At 70.4% G+C, this 15943-nt stretch carries 15 protein-coding genes; 9 read left to right on the top strand and 6 right to left on the bottom strand.

The annotated features are described in order from the left end of the window. Nucleotides 1-65 precede the first annotated feature (65 nt). Nucleotides 66-800, top strand: coding sequence for a GNAT family N-acetyltransferase (locus I6I07_RS27885; protein ID WP_198484550.1), 735 nt, complete (start codon nt 66-68; stop codon nt 798-800). After that, nucleotides 791-1678: a DMT family transporter gene (locus tag I6I07_RS27880; protein ID WP_198484549.1), complete on the top strand. Its 888-nt coding sequence runs from the start codon at nt 791-793 to the stop codon at nt 1676-1678. Before I6I07_RS27885 ends, I6I07_RS27880 begins: the two co-directional genes overlap by 10 nt. A gap of 25 nt (nt 1679-1703) precedes the next feature. Here the strand turns inward: I6I07_RS27880 and I6I07_RS27875 are convergent, their stop codons facing one another. The 5 genes from I6I07_RS27875 to I6I07_RS27855 form a co-directional block, all read right to left on the bottom strand. Next, nucleotides 1704-2660, bottom strand: a complete 957-nt coding sequence (locus I6I07_RS27875) for a DMT family transporter (RefSeq protein ID WP_198484548.1) — start codon at nt 2658-2660, stop codon at nt 1704-1706. Beyond that, complete coding sequence (locus I6I07_RS27870; protein WP_006394163.1) at nt 2657-2992, bottom strand: thioredoxin family protein; 336 nt, start codon at nt 2990-2992, stop codon at nt 2657-2659. Before I6I07_RS27870 ends, I6I07_RS27875 begins: the two co-directional genes overlap by 4 nt. A gap of 19 nt (nt 2993-3011) precedes the next feature. After that, entirely contained in the window at nt 3012-4274 is a 1263-nt protein-coding gene (locus I6I07_RS27865) for a Zn-dependent hydrolase (protein ID WP_198487699.1), read from the bottom strand. A 47-nt stretch (nt 4275-4321) separates the two neighbouring features. Next, entirely contained in the window at nt 4322-5716 is a 1395-nt protein-coding gene (locus I6I07_RS27860; RefSeq protein WP_198484547.1) for an MATE family efflux transporter, read from the bottom strand. Nucleotides 5717-5855: 139 nt separating this feature from the next. Further along, nucleotides 5856-6647, bottom strand: a complete 792-nt coding sequence (locus I6I07_RS27855) for an enoyl-CoA hydratase/isomerase family protein (protein ID WP_198484546.1) — start codon at nt 6645-6647, stop codon at nt 5856-5858. Between the two features lie 137 nt (nt 6648-6784). Between I6I07_RS27855 and I6I07_RS27850 the strand changes: the two genes are divergently transcribed. Then, a complete protein-coding gene (locus I6I07_RS27850; RefSeq protein ID WP_198484545.1) occupies nt 6785-7696 on the top strand; it encodes an SDR family oxidoreductase in 912 nt (303 codons plus the stop codon). On the opposite strand, the gene I6I07_RS27845 is transcribed toward I6I07_RS27850, so the two are convergent. Continuing rightward, the gene (locus tag I6I07_RS27845; protein ID WP_006394169.1) at nt 7660-8385 is read right to left on the bottom strand and encodes a TetR/AcrR family transcriptional regulator; all 726 of its coding nucleotides are present in this window, start codon (nt 8383-8385) and stop codon (nt 7660-7662) included. The genes I6I07_RS27850 and I6I07_RS27845 overlap by 37 nt on opposite strands. Before the next feature lie 107 nt (nt 8386-8492). On the opposite strand from I6I07_RS27845, the gene I6I07_RS27840 reads away from it, so the two are divergent. The 6 genes from I6I07_RS27840 to I6I07_RS27815 all read left to right on the top strand — a co-directional run bounded on the left by I6I07_RS27840 (nt 8493) and on the right by I6I07_RS27815 (nt 15929). After that, a complete protein-coding gene (locus tag I6I07_RS27840) occupies nt 8493-10115 on the top strand; it encodes an acyl-CoA synthetase (protein ID WP_198484544.1) in 1623 nt (540 codons plus the stop codon). Nucleotides 10116-10280: 165 nt separating this feature from the next. Then, nucleotides 10281-12137 carry a phosphoenolpyruvate carboxykinase (GTP) gene (locus I6I07_RS27835; RefSeq protein WP_006394171.1) on the top strand — a complete coding sequence of 619 codons (1857 nt, stop codon included), beginning with the start codon at nt 10281-10283 and terminating at the stop codon, nt 12135-12137. A gap of 100 nt (nt 12138-12237) precedes the next feature. Then, nucleotides 12238-12867, top strand: a complete 630-nt coding sequence (locus I6I07_RS27830; protein WP_198484543.1) for a class I SAM-dependent DNA methyltransferase — start codon at nt 12238-12240, stop codon at nt 12865-12867. A gap of 464 nt (nt 12868-13331) precedes the next feature. Further along, nucleotides 13332-14120, top strand: coding sequence for an SDR family oxidoreductase (locus I6I07_RS27825; protein WP_198484542.1), 789 nt, complete (start codon nt 13332-13334; stop codon nt 14118-14120). A gap of 67 nt (nt 14121-14187) precedes the next feature. Next, nucleotides 14188-15429, top strand: coding sequence for a styrene monooxygenase/indole monooxygenase family protein (locus I6I07_RS27820; RefSeq protein WP_198484541.1), 1242 nt, complete (start codon nt 14188-14190; stop codon nt 15427-15429). Beyond that, a complete protein-coding gene (locus I6I07_RS27815) occupies nt 15429-15929 on the top strand; it encodes a flavin reductase family protein (protein ID WP_006394178.1) in 501 nt (166 codons plus the stop codon). Before I6I07_RS27820 ends, I6I07_RS27815 begins: the two co-directional genes overlap by 1 nt. The last annotated feature ends 14 nt before the right edge of the window (nt 15930-15943 follow it).

The raw sequence follows: 15943 nt of genomic DNA, 5'->3' as shown, positions 1-15943 counted from the left end.
CTGGCGCCCGCCGATGGCGGCGGCGTCACCCCACCTGCTTTCCAACCTGGACAAGGCCTCGCAGCATGCAACCCCGCGTCAATGAATACCAACAACCCGTCGGCCCCGCGCTCCCCGACTGGAGGCCGCGTCCGCGCCCGCCCATGGCGAACGCGCAGGGCCGCTACTGCCGCCTCGAACCGCTGTCGGCCGAGCGCCACGCGGCCGACCTGTTCCATGCCTTCAACCAGGCGCCCGATGGCAGCGACTGGACCTACATGACCGCCGGCCCCTTTGCCGACGAGGCCGCCTACCGCAAGTTCGCCGAGCAGGCGCAGGCGCAGCCGGGCAGCGACCCGTTCCACCACGCCGTCATCGACCTGGCCAGCGGCCGCGCGGTCGGTTCGTTGTCGCTGATGTGCATCGAACCCGCGCACGGCGTGATCGAGGTCGGCCACGTGGCGTTTTCGCGCCTGCTCAAGCGCACCCGCATCGCCACCGAGGCGCAGTTCCTGCTGATGCGCCGCGCCTTCGACGAGCTGGGCTACCGCCGCTATGAATGGAAGTGCGACAGCCTGAACGCGCCGTCCCGCTCGGCGGCAGCCCGCCTGGGCTTCCAGTTCGAGGGCATCTTCCGCCAGGCGATCGTCTATCGCGGCCGCAGCCGCGACACCGCCTGGTTCTCGATCATCGACAGCGAATGGCCCGCCCTGCGCGCGGCCTACGAAAGCTGGCTCAGCCCCGACAACTTCGACGCCGAAGGCAACCAGCGCCAGGGCCTGGCAGCGCTGATCGCCCGGGAAAAGGCCGCGTGCGCCTGATCCCCGTTGCGTTGGCCCTGTTCTGGGGCCTGAACTGGCCGGCGGTCAAGATCGTGCTGTCGATCTGCCCGCCGTTCACCCTGCGCCTGCTGGGGCTGGGCAGCGGCGCCTTGCTGCTGCTGGCGCTGGCGCGCGCCAAGGGGCTGTCGCTGCTGCCGCCGCGCGCCTCCTGGCCGGGCATCGTCATCGGCGGCATCCTGGCCGTGGCGGTGTTCAACCTGGCGGTGGCCTGGGCCCAGCTCAGCACCAGCACCTCGCGCGCGGCGGTGCTGACCTTCACCATGCCGATGATGTCGGCGCTGCTGGCCTGGGCCGTGCTGGGTGAACGCCTGGATCGCCGCCGCGGCCTGGCGCTGCTGTTGGGCGGCCTGGGCGTGGCGGTGCTGGCCTGGCCGGTGCTGCGCGCCATCTTTGCCGATCACGACCTGGCCGCCGCGCGCGGCCTGGTGTTTCCGCTCACCGCCGCCTTCGGGTGGGCCGCCGGCACGGTCTACCTGAAGCGCTGGCCGGTGATGGGGCATCGCATCGTGGTGACGGCGTGGCAGCTGGCGGTGGGCGCGGCCTGCGCGCTGGCGGGCGTATTGCTGGCCGGCGAGGCGTTTCCGCTGCAGGGCTGGAGCCCGCGGGTGGCGGCGGCGCTGACGTTCCACATCGTGCTGGGCACGGCGGTGGCGTACTGGCTGTGGTTCGTGCTGAGCGAACGGGTCAGCGCCACGGTGGCGGCCCTGACCACGTTGATGGTGCCGGTGGTCGGCGTGCTGGGCGCGATGGCGCTGGTGGGGGATCGCCCGGCCGCGGCCGACTGGTGGGGCTTCGCGCTGGTGCTGGCGGGCGCGGCGCTGATCGTCTTGAACCTGGGCGGCGCGCGCCGGGCCTGAAGGCCGGCGCGTGGCCCGGCGCCGGTCAGACCCGCCGGCCGCGCCGCAGCTTCTCGCGCAGCAGGCCGGCGCCGCTCACCAGCGAGATGCCGGCCAGCACCATCAGCGCGCCGATCACGAATGCGCCGTCCAGCGGCTCGTCCAGGATCAGCACGCCGAACGACACACCGAACAGCGGCGTCATGAACGACAGGATCGACAGGCGCGAGGCCAGGTAGCGCCGCAGCAGCCAGAACCACGCCAGGTAGCTCGACAGCGCCACCACCACCGACTGGAACGCCACGCTCAGCATGGCCGAAGGCGTGTAGCGGATGCCGGCGTTGCCGGTCGCGGCCGCATATGCCAGCAGCACCAGCGCGGCGATCGCCATCTGGTAGAACAGGGTCTTGGACGGCGCCGCTTCCGACAGCGCGGTGCGGCGGATCGCGACCGTGGTGGCGCCCCACAGCAGCCCGCCCAGCAGGCCGAGCGCGTCGCCCAGCAGCATGTTGCTGGCGGCGGCCGCGGCCTGCGGCTGGCCATTGCCCAGGAAGGCCACGGCGATGCCGCCGAACGCCACCGCCACGCCCAGCCATTGCAGCGGCGCCATGCGTTCCTCGGGCACGCGCCAGTGCAGCCCCAGCGCGGTGAAGATCGGCGCGGTGTAGAGGAACACCGACATGTGCGAGGCCGTCGTGTAGACCAGCCCCTGCGCGATCGCCAGGAACTCGAAGCCGAACAGCAGCCCCACCAGGATGCCGGCGCCCAGCGTGCCGTCGCGCAGCGCGCGCGAACCTTCGCCGCGCCATACCACCACGCCCAGCACCAGCGCCGCGAAGGCCGAGCGCAGGCCGACCTGCATGATGGGCGAGATGTCGGCAGCCACCAGCTTGATGGCGATCTGCTGGAAGCCCCAGCAGACGCACAGCAGCAGCATCACGCCGGTGGCCAGCGAGTCCAGCGGACGGCGGGCCGGGGGCGCGAGGGCGGCGACGGCGCTCATGGCAGTTCGGCCGGGTAGCTGTCCAGTGCCAGTCCGATTTGCTGGCGCAGGTCCCATTCGGCCAGGCTGGCCTGCACCGGGCCGAAGAAAGCGCCGTCGCGGGTCACGAACATGGCCGGCAGGTGGAAGACCTCGTAGCGTTCCACCAGGCCGCCGTTCTCGCCGGCATCGACCCAGCACACGCGTTCCACCGGCAGGTCCAGCTTCGGCAACTGTTCGCGCGCGATGCGGCAGGTGCCGCAGGTGCGGCTGTGGAACACCAGCAGCGTCAGGCCGGGGGTGTCCAGCAGGTAGCGGTCGGCGGTGCTGTCGTTCAGTTCTATCTGGTCCATGGCGGCATCGGGGTGGAGGTTATCGGGACAGCCTGCGATCCAGTTCCAGCACGGTCTGGTACAGCACGCGGGTGCCGTCCAGCAGCTGCGCCGGCTCGATCCATTCCTCGGGGCAGTGGCTGCGCCCGTTCAGGCAGGGGATGAAGATCATGCCGATGGGGCCGGTGGGCGCCATGTAGACGGCGTCGTGGCCGGCGCCGCTGGGCAGGCGCATGTTGGCGTAGCCGAGCTGGTCGGCGGCGGCTTGCACCGCGTCCATTACCAGCGGCGTGCAGTCCGTGGGCTGGGCCCGGCTCAGTGGCACGAAGCCGGCGCTCAGGCGCAGCGCCTTCAGGTCGGCGGCCACGCCGGCCATCAGCGTCTCGGGGAAGGCGTCCAGCACCGCGTTGCTGTCGCTGCGCATTTCCAGCGTCAGCTCGACGCGGCCGGGCACGGCGTTGGCGGCGTTGGGCGTCATGGCGAGCTTGCCGACGGTGGCGACCACGTAGTGCGGATTGCCGCTGGCGGCGCTGGCCTGGCGGCTGGCGGCGTCGATGATGCGGGCCGCGCCGACCAGGGCGTCGCGGCGGATGTCCATGGGCGTGGTGCCGGCGTGGTCGGGCTGGCCCTCGACCGTGATCAGCACGCGGCGGATGCCGACGATGTTGGTGACCACGCCGATCGGCAGCTGGCGGCACTCCAGCACCGGACCTTGCTCGATGTGCAGTTCGACGAAGGCGGCGGTGCCGTCCGGTCCGCGCAAGGGCCGGGCCAGCGCGGCGGGGTCGCCGCCGATGCGGGCGATGCCTTGCGCCAGCGTCTCGCCGTCGGCGTTGCGGGCGGCCAGCATGTCGGCGCTGAGCTGGCCGCTCAGGGCGCGGCTGCCGACGCACGAGATGCCGTAGTCGCTGGGCTCTTCCGACAGGAAGTCGATGACCTCGAACGGGTGCTCCAGCTCGATGCCGTGTTCCTGCATCGCGTGGGCGACCTCGATGCCGGCCAGCACGCCGATGATGCCGTCGAAACGGCCGCCGCTCATGACGGTGTCGCAGTGCGAGCCGGTGGCGATGGGCTTTGCCGCGGGGTTGCGGCCGGCGCGGGCGCCGACCAGGTTGCCGCCGGCGTCCAGGCGCGTGGTCAGGCCTGCGGCTTCGAATTCGCCGCGCAGCCACTCGCGCGCCTCCAGGAACAGCGGCGAGAACGCGCGCCGGGTCCAGGGCTGGTCGGGCAGGGTGTAGCGCGCCAGGGTTTCGACGCGCGCCCACAGGCGCTCGGCGTTCAGGGGCGGAAAGGACGGGGGCAAAGCGGGCGAATCGGTGGGCATGGGGGTTCCAGGAAATGCATCGGCGATTATGGCATGTGGGACACGTGCCGCCCCACCAGCCCCAGCGTGCCGCGACGGGTCCAGCGCTGCATCATCAGCACCGCCACCACCGCCAGGCCGATCGCCAGTCCGCTCCAGATGCCGACCCCGCGCCAGCCTGCCTGGAATGCCAGCCAGGCGCCGCACGGCAGGCCCACGCCCCAATAGCCGATGGCCGCGTAGATCATCGGCACGCGGGTGTCGTGCAGGCCGCGCAGCATGCCCGCGCCCAGCACCTGCGCGCCGTCGACGATCTGGAACACCGCCGCCACCGCCAGGTAGCTGACCGCGAAGGCCAGCACTTTGGCGTTGGCCGGATCGCGCACGTCCATGAACACCGACACCAGCGCGTACGGCACGGTCACCATCAGGGCCGCGGCGATCACCATCGAGCCGATGCCCAGGCCGAAGGCGCTCCAGCCGGCGCGGGTCACGCCCACGCTGTCGCCCGCGCCCTGGGCGTAGCCGACCCGCACCGTGGCCGCCTGGGCCACGCCGTAGGGAATCATGAAGGTCACGCTGGCGATCTGGATGGCGATGGCGTGCGCCGCCAGCTCGGATTCGCCCAGCCAGCCGATGAGGAAGGCCGCGGCGTTGAAGATGGTGACTTCGAAGGCGGTGGCCACGCCGATCGGCAGGCCCAGTTTCCAGAACGCCTTCAGGCGCTTCCAGTCGGGCTGCAACAGGTCGCCGAACAGGCGATAGCGGCGGAAACGCCGGTCGCGCAGCACCACCACGACCATGCCCAGGAACAGGCTCAGGCTGGCGATCGCGCTGGCCACGCCCGCGCCGATCAGGCCCAGCGCCGGAAAGCCGAGGTTGCCGAACACCAGCACCCAGTTGCCCAGCACGTTGAACAGGATCGCGCCGACCGCCACGATGAAGGCCCAGCGCGCCTGCTGCAGCGCGGCCACGAACGAACGCAGCACCAGGAACCCCAGGAACGGCGGCATGGCCCACAGCAGGGCGCGCAGGTACTGGCCGGCCGGCGCCGCCAACTCGGGCGGCTGGCGCAGCAACAGCAGGATCTGCTCGCCATACCAGAGCGCCAGGCAGCCCGGCACCGAGACCAGCACCGCGGTCCACAGGCCCTGGCGCACGGTGCGGCGCACATCGCGCACCGAGTTGCGGCGCGCGCCCTCGGCCCGCGCCACCATCGGCGCGGTGGCGCTGACCAGGCCCAGCGCGAAGAAAGCGATGGCCGAATACAGGTTGGCGCCCAGCGCGCTCGCCGCCAGCGGCTGCGAGCCCAGGTGGCCGATGAACATGACGTCGGTCACCGTCATGGCGATCTGGGCGAGATTGGTCAGCACCAGCGGCAGGCTCAGCAGCAGGGTGGCGACGATTTCACGTTTCCAGGCGGCGCGACGGCAGGCGGACATGCGGCTTCTCTTGTGGACGAAGCCCGCATGTTAAACGCCGGCTGGGGTTAACCCGGATATTTCCCCTGGCCCGCGCGGGGCATCGTCCGCAATGCGGGCGGGGCGCCGCGGCCTGCTGTGTGGCGCGTCACATGGCGTGTCACCGCGCGCGCCAGGCGGGTTGGCGCTTTTCGAGGAAGGCGCTGACGCCTTCCCGCGCTTCGTCCGAGCCGCGCACGGTGGCGATGCGCTCGACCGAATCGGCGATCAGCGCGGCGTCCAGCGGCTGGCCGGCGAAGTCGCGCACCAGCCGCTTGCTGGCCTGCACCGCCTGCGGGCCGTTGTCGCACAGGGCGCGGCAGATCGCCTCGGCTTCGTCCTGCAATCGCGCGGCCGGCGCCACGCCGTGCAGCAGCCCCATGCGGTAGGCGGCCGCGGCGTCGAAGCGCTCGGCGGTCAGGCAGTAGCGGTTGGCGGCGCGCTCGCCCATCGCGCGGATGACGTAGGGGCTGATGGTGGCCGGCAGCAGGCCCAGGCGGGTTTCCGAGAGGCAGAACTGCGCATGGTCGGCGGCGATGGCGATGTCGCACGCGGCCACCAGGCCCATGCCGCCGGCATAGGCGTCGCCATTGACGGCGGCCACCACCGGCTTGGGGCAGGTCCAGATGACGCGCAGCATGTCGGCCAGGCGGGCGGCGTCGGCGCGGTTGTCGGCGTCCGTCAGCGTGCCCATCTGGCGCATCCAGTTCAGGTCGCCGCCGGCGCAGAAGGCCTTGCCCGCGCCGGTCAGCAGCAGCACCCGCACGGCCGCATCGTCCGCCGCCTCGCGCACCGCGGCGGTCAGGGCCGCGATCAGCGTCTCGTCGAAGGCGTTGCGCAGGTCGGGGCGGTTCAGCGTCAGGCGGGCGACGGGGCCGTCGCGGGTCGCCAGCAGCGGGCTGTCGGATGTCATGCGGGTCTCCGTATATTGATTTCAACTCAATTAATAACCCGGACCAATTCAATGAAGATATAGGGTGTTACGCCAATACGGGATATTTGTAGGACGAATATTGAGTTATCCTCAAAAAAATAACGATGGAGCGAGACATGAGCCATTCCCCCGACGGCGCGGGCGCCGCGGCGCGCTACGCGTCGGTCTTCCGGCCGGGCCTGTTCGATGGCAAGACGGTCATGGTGACCGGTGGCGGCAGCGGCCTGGGCCGCTGCACCGCGCACGAGCTGGCCTCGCTGGGCGCGGGCCTGGCGCTGGTGGGCCGCAAGCCGGAAAAGCTGACGGCCACGCGCGATGAACTGGCGCGCGTCTACCCCGAGGCCGCCGGCCGCATCACACTGCACGCCTGCGACATCCGCGACGAAGCCGGCGTGCGCGGCGCGGTGGCCGACGCGCTGGCCGCGCATGGGGCCATCGACGGCCTGTTCAACTGCGCCGGCGGCCAGTTCCCCGCGCCGCTGGAGCAGATCAGCTTCAACGGCTGGAACGCGGTGGTGCAGAACAACCTGCACGGCACTTTCCTGGTGGCGCGCGAGGTCTACACCCAGCACATGCGCCAGCACGGCGGCGCCATCGTCAACATGCTGGCCGACATCTGGGGCGGCATGCCGGGCATGGGGCATTCCGGCGCGGCCCGCGCCGGCGTCTGGAACCTGACCGAGACGGCGGCCTGCGAATGGGCCCATGCCGGCGTGCGCGTGAATGCGGTGGCGCCGGGCTGGATCGCCTCCAGCGGCATGGACAGCTACGACGAGGAATACCGCGCGGTGCTGCGCGGGCTGGCCGCCAAGGTGCCGCTGCAGCGCTTCGGCACCGAGGCCGAGCTGGCGGCGGCGGTGGTGTTCCTGCTGTCGCCGGCGGCGGCCTTCATCAATGGCAGCGTCATCCGCGTCGATGGCGGCGTGCCCAACGCGCGCCATTCCTGGACCCTGCCGCCGGCCGAGCGCGGCGACACCTACGACGGCTTTCCTCAGTACGCGCCGCCGTCCTTGTTCTCGGCGGACTGAAGCCGATGCAGGGCGTCTTGCACTTCCCCGCGGAACTGCGCCAGCGCCAGGGCATCGCGGCGCGGCGGCTGCAGCGCCTGCCACAGGAAGTCGACCAGGTGGTCGGCGGTGGTGGCCACGTCGACCCGCGCGCCGCCCAGGATGGCGTCCCACAGCACGTGTTCCATCGGCCCGTAGACCGCCGAGCGCAGCAGGCGCAGCGGCATGTCCTGGCGGATGTGGCCGTCGGCCTGGCCCTGCGCCAGGATGCGCATCAGCGGCGCCGTGTAGCGCCGCTGCAGGCCGGCGTAGATCTCGCCGAAATCGTCGTTGCGGGCGCGGCCTTCGGACAGAATGAAGGCGCACAGCCCGGTGCCCTCGGCCAGCAGGTGGCGCAGGTGGGCATGCACCAGGTAATGCAGCCGGGCGCGCGTGCCCTGCACCAGCGGCAGGTTGTCCTCGACCTTGGCGATGATCTCGTCGTACCAGTCGCTGATGACGCGCACGCACAGCTCGCGCTTGCCGCCGAAATAAGTGAACACCGTGCCTTCGGACACGCCCAGCCGCTGCGCGATCTCGGTGGTGGTGGCGGCCTGGAAGCCGGCCTCGGAAAACACCTGCCGCGCGACCCGCAGGATGTCCCGTATCCGTTGCTCGGACTTGGCGCTGGCCGGTGGGCGGCGCATCGGGACGGCGGCGGTTTTCTGCATGGGTGGCTGGGACGATCGGAAGTGGCCGGGGCTTACTATCATAACGACTACAAAAACGACCACAAGAACAGCGAACACAAGAACCGCGACACGGAGACCCGAGCATCATGCTGTCCAGAACCGATACCTACGCGCAGTTGGCGTCCTCCTTCCAATGGCGCGTCCCGGCGGCCTACAACATCGGCGTGGACGCCTGCGACAAGTGGGCCGACGGCAGCGGCCGCCTGGCGCTGATCCACGAGAAGAGCGACGGCAGCCAGACGCGCTACAGCTTCGACCAGATCAAGGCGCGCAGCAACCAGCTGGCCAACGCGCTGCGGCGCCAGGGCGTGCGGCGCGGCGACCGCGTGGCGGTCTACCTGCCGCAGGCGCCCGAGACCGCCGTGACCCACATCGCCGTCTACAAGCTGGGCGCGGTGGCGGTGCCGCTGTTCACGTTGTTCGGCGTCGACGCGATCCAGTACCGGCTGGCCGACAGCGGCGCCGCCGCGCTGGTCACCGACGCCGAGGGCTGCCGCCGCCTGCAGGAGATCCGCGCCACGCTGCCGGCCCTGCGCACGGTCTATTGCATCGACGGCCCGGGCGAGGGCGGGGCGCTGCCGTTCCATGCCTCGCTGGACGCCGAGTCCGAGCAGTTCGAACCGGCGCCCACGGCGGCCGACGACCCGGCCGTCATCATCTACACGTCGGGCACCACCGGCAAGCCCAAGGGCGCATTGCACGCCCACCGCGTGCTGCTGGGCCACCTGCCCGGCGTGGAGATGTCGCACGAGTTCTTCCCCGAGCGCGCCACGCTGATGTGGACGCCGGCCGACTGGGCCTGGATCGGCGGCCTGCTGGACGTGCTGCTGCCGGCCTGGCACCACGGCGTGCCGGTGCTGGCGCGGCGCTTCGAGAAATTCGACGGCGCCGCGGCCTTCGACCTGATGGCGCGCCACGGCGTCAGCCACACTTTCCTGCCGCCCACCGCGCTCAAGATGATGCGTGGCGTGGCCCAGCCGCCCGCGCCAGGCGCGCTGGCGCTGCGCTCGGTGGCCAGCGGCGGCGAGTCGCTCGGCGCCGAGCTGATCGACTGGGGCCGCCGCGTGCTGGGCGTGGCCATCAACGAGTTCTACGGCCAGACCGAGTGCAACATGCTGGTGTCGTCGTGCTCGTCGCTGTTCGCGCCGCGCATCGGCAGCATCGGCCGCGCCGCGCCCGGACACCGGGTCGCCATCGTGGATGAGCAGGGCGCCGAAATGGCCGATGGCCAGGAGGGCAATATCGGCGTATTGCGGCCCGACCCGGTGATGTTCCTGGGCTACTGGAACAACCCCCAGGCCACTGCCGAGAAATTCGCCGGCGACTACCTGCTGACCGGCGACATGGGCGTGCGCGACGCCGACGGCTTCATCCGCTTCGTCGGCCGCAACGACGACGTCATCACCAGCGCCGGCTACCGCATCGGCCCCGGGCCGATCGAGGACTGCCTGCTGGGCCACCCCGCGGTGCGCATGGCCGCCGTGGTGGGCGTGCCCGACGCCGAGCGCACCGAGGTGGTGATGGCCTACGTGGTGCTGCACGACGGCGTGGCCGGCGACGAGGCGCTGGTCAAGGCGCTGCAGGCGCACGTGCGCACCCGCCTGGCGGCGCATGAATACCCGCGCCGCATCCGCTTTGTAACCAGTTTGCCGACCACCGCCACCGGCAAGATCATCCGCCGTTCCCTGCGTGACGGCAGCTATGCCTGAGCGCGCCAGCCATTGAAAAAAGCGATGACAAACCCGGTGACAAACTCGTCCGTTTGGTCGGGTTGACGGCCGACCCGGCGCTGCAAGTATGATGGCGCAAACATGTATACGGCCCCACTCAAAAGGGGCCGTATCGCCATTAGCCTTAGTATGGAGATAACCCTAATGAATAAGCCCTTGGACGGGGGCCTGGCGGCCTTGAACGTACCCGCGTACGTCAAGCACCGCGGCCTGATCGACTGGGTCGCCAGTGTGGTGGCGCTGGCCAAACCGGATCGCGTCGAATGGTGCGACGGCTCGCAGGAAGAATACGACCGCCTGTGCGAACTGATGGTCCAGGCCGGCACCATGCGCCGCCTGAACCCGGCCAAGCGGCCCAATTCGTTCCTGGCCTGTTCCGACCCGTCCGACGTGGCGCGCGTCGAAGACCGCACTTTCATCTGCTCCGACCGTCCCGAGGACGCCGGCCCGACCAACAACTGGGCCGACCCGGCCGAGATGCGCGCCACGCTCAATGGCCTGTTCGACGGCGCCATGCGCGGCCGCACGCTGTACGTGGTGCCGTTCTCGATGGGCCCGCTGGGTTCCGACATCGCCCACATCGGCGTCGAGCTGTCCGACAGCCCCTACGTCGCGGTCAACATGCGCATCATGACGCGCATGGGCAAGCAGGTCTACGACGTGCTCGGCGCCGACGGCGACTTCGTGCCCTGCGTGCACTCGGTCGGCAAGCCGCTGGCCGCCGGCGAGGCCGACGTGGTCTGGCCCTGCAACGCCACCAAGTACATCGTCCATTTCCCCAAGAGCCGCGAGATCTGGAGCTTCGGCTCGGGCTACGGCGGCAACGCGCTGCTGGGCAAGAAGTGCTTCGCGCTGCGCATCGCCTCCACCATGGGCCGCGACCAGGGCTGGCTGGCCGAACACATGCTGATCCTGGGCGTCACATCGCCCAAGGGCCGCAAGTACCACGTGGCCGCGGCGTTCCCGTCGGCCTGCGGCAAGACCAACTTCGCCATGCTGATCCCGCCGCAGGGCATGGATGGCTGGAAGGTCACCACCATCGGCGACGACATCGCCTGGATCAAGCCGGGCGCCGACGGCCGCCTGCACGCCATCAACCCCGAGGCCGGCTATTTCGGCGTGGCCCCGGGCACCAGCGAGCAGACCAACTTCAACGCCATGGCCACGCTCAAGGCCAATGTCATCTTCACCAACGTCGCCCTGACCGACGACGGCGACGTCTGGTGGGAAGGCATGACCGACACGCCGCCCGCGCACCTGATCGACTGGCAGGGCCAGGACTGGACCCCGGCCATCGCCCGCGAGACCGGCCGCAAGGCCGCCCACCCCAACGCGCGCTTCACCGCCCCGGCGGCGCAGTGCCCGTCGATCGATCCGGAATGGGAAAACCCGCAGGGCGTGGTGATCGACGCCTTCATCTTCGGCGGCCGCCGCTCCACCACGGTGCCGCTGGTGACCGAGGCCCGCAGCTGGGTCGAAGGCGTCTACATGGCCGCCACCATGGGCTCGGAAACCACCGCCGCGGCCGTCGGCCAGCAGGGCGTGGTGCGGCGCGATCCGTTCGCCATGCTGCCGTTCTGCGGCTACAACATGAGCGACTACTTCAACCACTGGCTCAACCTGGGCAAGCAGCTCGAAGCCGCCGGCGCCACGCTGCCGCGCATCTACTGCGTCAACTGGTTCCGCAAGGGCCCCGACGGCAAGTTCGTCTGGCCCGGTTTCGGCGAGAACATGCGCGTGCTGCGCTGGATGCTCGGCCGCATCGACGGCCAGGCCAGCGGCGTCGACCAGGTGTTCGGCGTCTCGCCCAGCTACCAGGACATCGACTGGACCGGCCTGGAATTCAGTCCCGACAAGTTCGAGCAGGTCATGTCGGTCGACGCCGGCGCCTGGCGCGACGAACTGGCGCTGCACGACGAGCTGTTCGGCCAGCTGGCCCAGGGCCTGCCGCAAGACCTGCCCGCCACCAAGATCAAGATCGAAGGCCGCCTGGCCGCCTGACGACGGTCGCAATGCAGTCGGCCGAACCTTAGCCGGCCGCTCTCGACCACAAACCCGCGCACGGTGACGTGCGCGGTTTTTTTTGCGGCACAATCGTCCCATGAAACTCGACGCCGAAGACCTCGCCAAGATCACCTCGCTGACGCTGGCCCACTACGAAGACAGCGCCCAGTCCTTCGAGCAAGGCACGCGCGACCACGACGTCAGCCAGAACATCGCCGCGCTGCTGCGCCACATCGAGGGCGAGCCCCCCTGCGACATCCTCGACCTGGGCTGCGGCCCCGGCCGCGACCTCAAGACCTTCACCGCCCTCGGCCACCGCGCCGTCGGCCTGGACGGCACCCCCAGCTTCGTCGCCATGGCCCGCGCCGCCAGCGGCTGCGAGGTCTGGCACCAGGACTTCCTGCACCTGCAACTGCCCGCCGCCCGCTTCGACGGCATCTTCGCCAACGCCGTCCTGTTCCACGTCCCCACCCAGGAACTGCCCCGCGTCCTGCGAGACCTGCGCGCCACCCTAAAACCCCGCGGCGTCCTTTTCAGCTCCAACCCCCGCGGCGGCAACCAGGAAGGCTGGAACCGCGGCCGCTACGGCGCCTACCACGACCTGGACGGCTGGCACACCCTGCTGCAAGCCGCCGGCTTCGAAGAACTCGAACACTACTACCGCCCCGACGGCCTGCCGCGCGAACAACAACCCTGGCTCGCCAGCGTGTGGAGAAGGGTGGACTGACCGCACGACCCGATACGCGCTTCACCCTCCGCTCCCCGCATCGGTGGAATGGCCAACCTCTCTCTATCTCCCCGCAAGTTGCGGAAGATGGATATGCATCGATCACCGGCGCGCAGCGCATTCGCCACCCCCTCAAACGCCTGGACGCCAATCTTGGCCGCCCGCGCGGCCAAGATTGGCAGCCCTGAAAGTTCCATTCCCTGCACACGGGTCCAGCAGCGCGACAGACCGAGGGGCGACCTACGAAGCACCTCCTCCCAAAGCCACAACTCTCCCCGCTCGCATACATACGAAGCAAAAACCGGATACCCACAGCAGCCACCGGCCATCCCCCCCTGACGGGCATCAACCCACCCCGCAATACCCGCACTCCCCGGATACCCACCGCCAAATCCGGCTACCGCCCCGCCCGCGCCCGCCCTCAACATCCGCCTCACGATCTCAGCAACCCAAGAGGCAAACAAATGAAGGGACTGGCCGATAAAACCGCCATCGTCACCGGCGGCGCCACGCTGATCGGCGCCGGCGTCGTCGCCGCGCTGCGCGCCAAGGGCGTGCGCGTCGCCATCTTCGACATCGACGCCGAAGGCGCCGCCCGCGTCGCCGCCATCGACCCCGACGGCATCCGCGCCTGGCCGCTCGACATCACCGACGACGCCCAGCTGGCTGGCGCCGTCGCCGAGACCGCCGCCCACTTCGGCCGCATCGACTACCTGGTCAACCTCGCCGCCACCTACCTCGACGACGGCGCCGCCTCCGGCCGCGCCGACTGGCTGCGCGCCCTGGACATCAACGTCGTCAGCGCCGTCATGGCCGCCCGCGCCGTGCATCCGCATCTGGTCGCCGCCGGCGGCGGCGCCATCGTCAACTTCACCAGCATCTCATCAAGCGTGGCGCAGACCGGCCGCTGGCTCTACCCGGTCTCCAAGGCCGCCTTGCTGCAGGTCACCCGCAGCCTGGCGATGGACTATGCCGGCGACCGCATCCGCGTCAATTCCGTCTCGCCCGGCTGGACCTGGTCGCGCGTGATGGATGAACTGACCCACGGCGACCGCGCCAAGACCGACCGGGTCGCCGCCGACTTCCACCTGCTGGGCCGGGCCGGCGATCCGGCCGAAGTGGCCGAGGTGGTCGCCTTCCTGCTGTCGGACCACGCCAGCTTCGTCACTGGCGCCGACTACGCCGTGGACGGCGGCTATTCCGCCATGGGCCCCGAACAGGCCCGTCCCGCCATCCCGCGCCTGGCCGAATAAGGCCGGCCTGACGTTCACCGGCCCGCCGCCCATGTGGCGGGCCCGCACATCACACTGGAGATCCATCATGCGTCGAATCGCAATCGTCGGAGGCGGGCAGGCCGGCCTGCCGTTGGCACTGGGCCTGCTGGACAAGGGCTACGAGGTGACCGTGGTCACCAACCGCGAGCCGGACGACATCCGCCGCGGCAAGGTCATGTCCAGCCAGTGCATGTTCGATGCCTCGCTGCAGATCGAGCGCGACCTGGGCCTGAACCAGTGGGAAGCCGCGTGTCCGCCGGTCGAAGGCATCGGCCTGGCCGTGCCGCACCCCGAGCGCCCCGGCCACAAGCTGATCGACTGGGCCGCGCGCCTGGACCGCCCGGCCCAGGCGGTGGACCAGCGCATCAAGATGCCCGCCTGGATGGAACTGTTCGCGGCGCGCGGCGGCCGGCTGCTGATCCAGGACGGCGGCGTGGCCGAACTGGAACTGCTGGCGGCCTCGCACGACCTGGTGCTGCTGGCCGCCGGCAAGGGCGACGTGGTCAAGCTGTTCGAGCGCGACACCGCGCGCTCGCGCTTCGACAAGCCGCAGCGCGCGCTGGCCTTGACCTACGTGCACGGCATGCGCCCGGCGCCGGTGTTCTCGCGGGTCGCCTTCAACCTGATCCCCGGCGTCGGCGAGTACTTCGTGTTCCCCGCGCTCACCACCACCGGCCCCTGCGAAATCATGGTGTTCGAAGGCGTGCCGGGCGGCCCGATGGACTGCTGGCGCGATATCAAGACGCCGCAGGATCACCTGGCCAGGAGTCTGGACATCCTGCGCACCTTCCTGCCCTGGGAGGCCGAGCGCTGCGCGTCGGTCGAGCTGACCGATGCCAACGGCATCCTGGCCGGCAGCTTCGCGCCCACGGTGCGCAAGCCGGTCATGACGCTGCCGTCCGGCCGCCTGGTGTTCGGGCTGGGCGACGCCGTGGTCACCAACGACCCCATCACGGGCCAGGGCTCGAACAACGCCACCAAGGCCTGCGCCGTCTATCTGGAGGCGATCCTGGCGCGCGGCGACCAGGCTTTCGCGGCCGAGTGGATGCAGCAGACCTTCGAGCGCTTCTGGGACTACGCCAGCGCCGTGGTCGACTGGACCAACTCGATGCTGCTGCCGCCGCCGCCGCACCTGCTGCAGCTGCTGCAGGCCGCCGGCGATGCGCCCGCGCTGGCCAGCGCCGTCGCCAACGGCTTCAACCATCCGCCCAGCTTCTTCCCGTGGTGGACCGACGCCACGGCCTGCGAGGCCTTCATCGCTGAGAAATCCACCCGGGCGGCGGCGTGATGGCGGCCCTGGATTGGGGCAGCACCGACCTGCATCCCAAGGTCCTGCGCGGCGTGCTGGGCAGCTACCCGACCGGCGTGGCCATCGTCGCCACGCGCTGTCCGGACGGCCGCAAGGTCGGGCTGACCATCAACTCGTTCGCCTCGCTGTCGCTCGATCCGCCGCTGGTGCTGTGGAGCCTGGTGAACCGCTCGCCCAACCTGGCGGCGTTCCGCGACTGCGACCACTTCACCATCAGCGTGCTGGCCTGCGGCCAGGAGGCGCTGGCGCGGCGCTTCGCCGACCCGGCGGTGCCGGACAAGTTCGAGGGCGCCGAGCTGCACGAGGTGCCCGAGGGCGTGCCCGCCATCGCCGGCGCGGTGGCCACGCTGGTCTGCGCCAACGATCAGCAGAGCCCGGCCGGCGACCACCTGCTGCTGTTCGGCCGGGTGCTGCGCGTGGCCAGCCTGGAGGCCACGCCGCTGGTGTTCCACGCGGGACGCTTCACCGCGCTGACCTGACGCGCCAGCGCGTG

The organism is Achromobacter deleyi, from assembly GCF_016127315.1.
Lineage (GTDB): Bacteria > Pseudomonadota > Gammaproteobacteria > Burkholderiales > Burkholderiaceae_B > Achromobacter > Achromobacter insuavis_A.
This window is presented reverse-complemented; position numbering and strand designations above follow the sequence as displayed.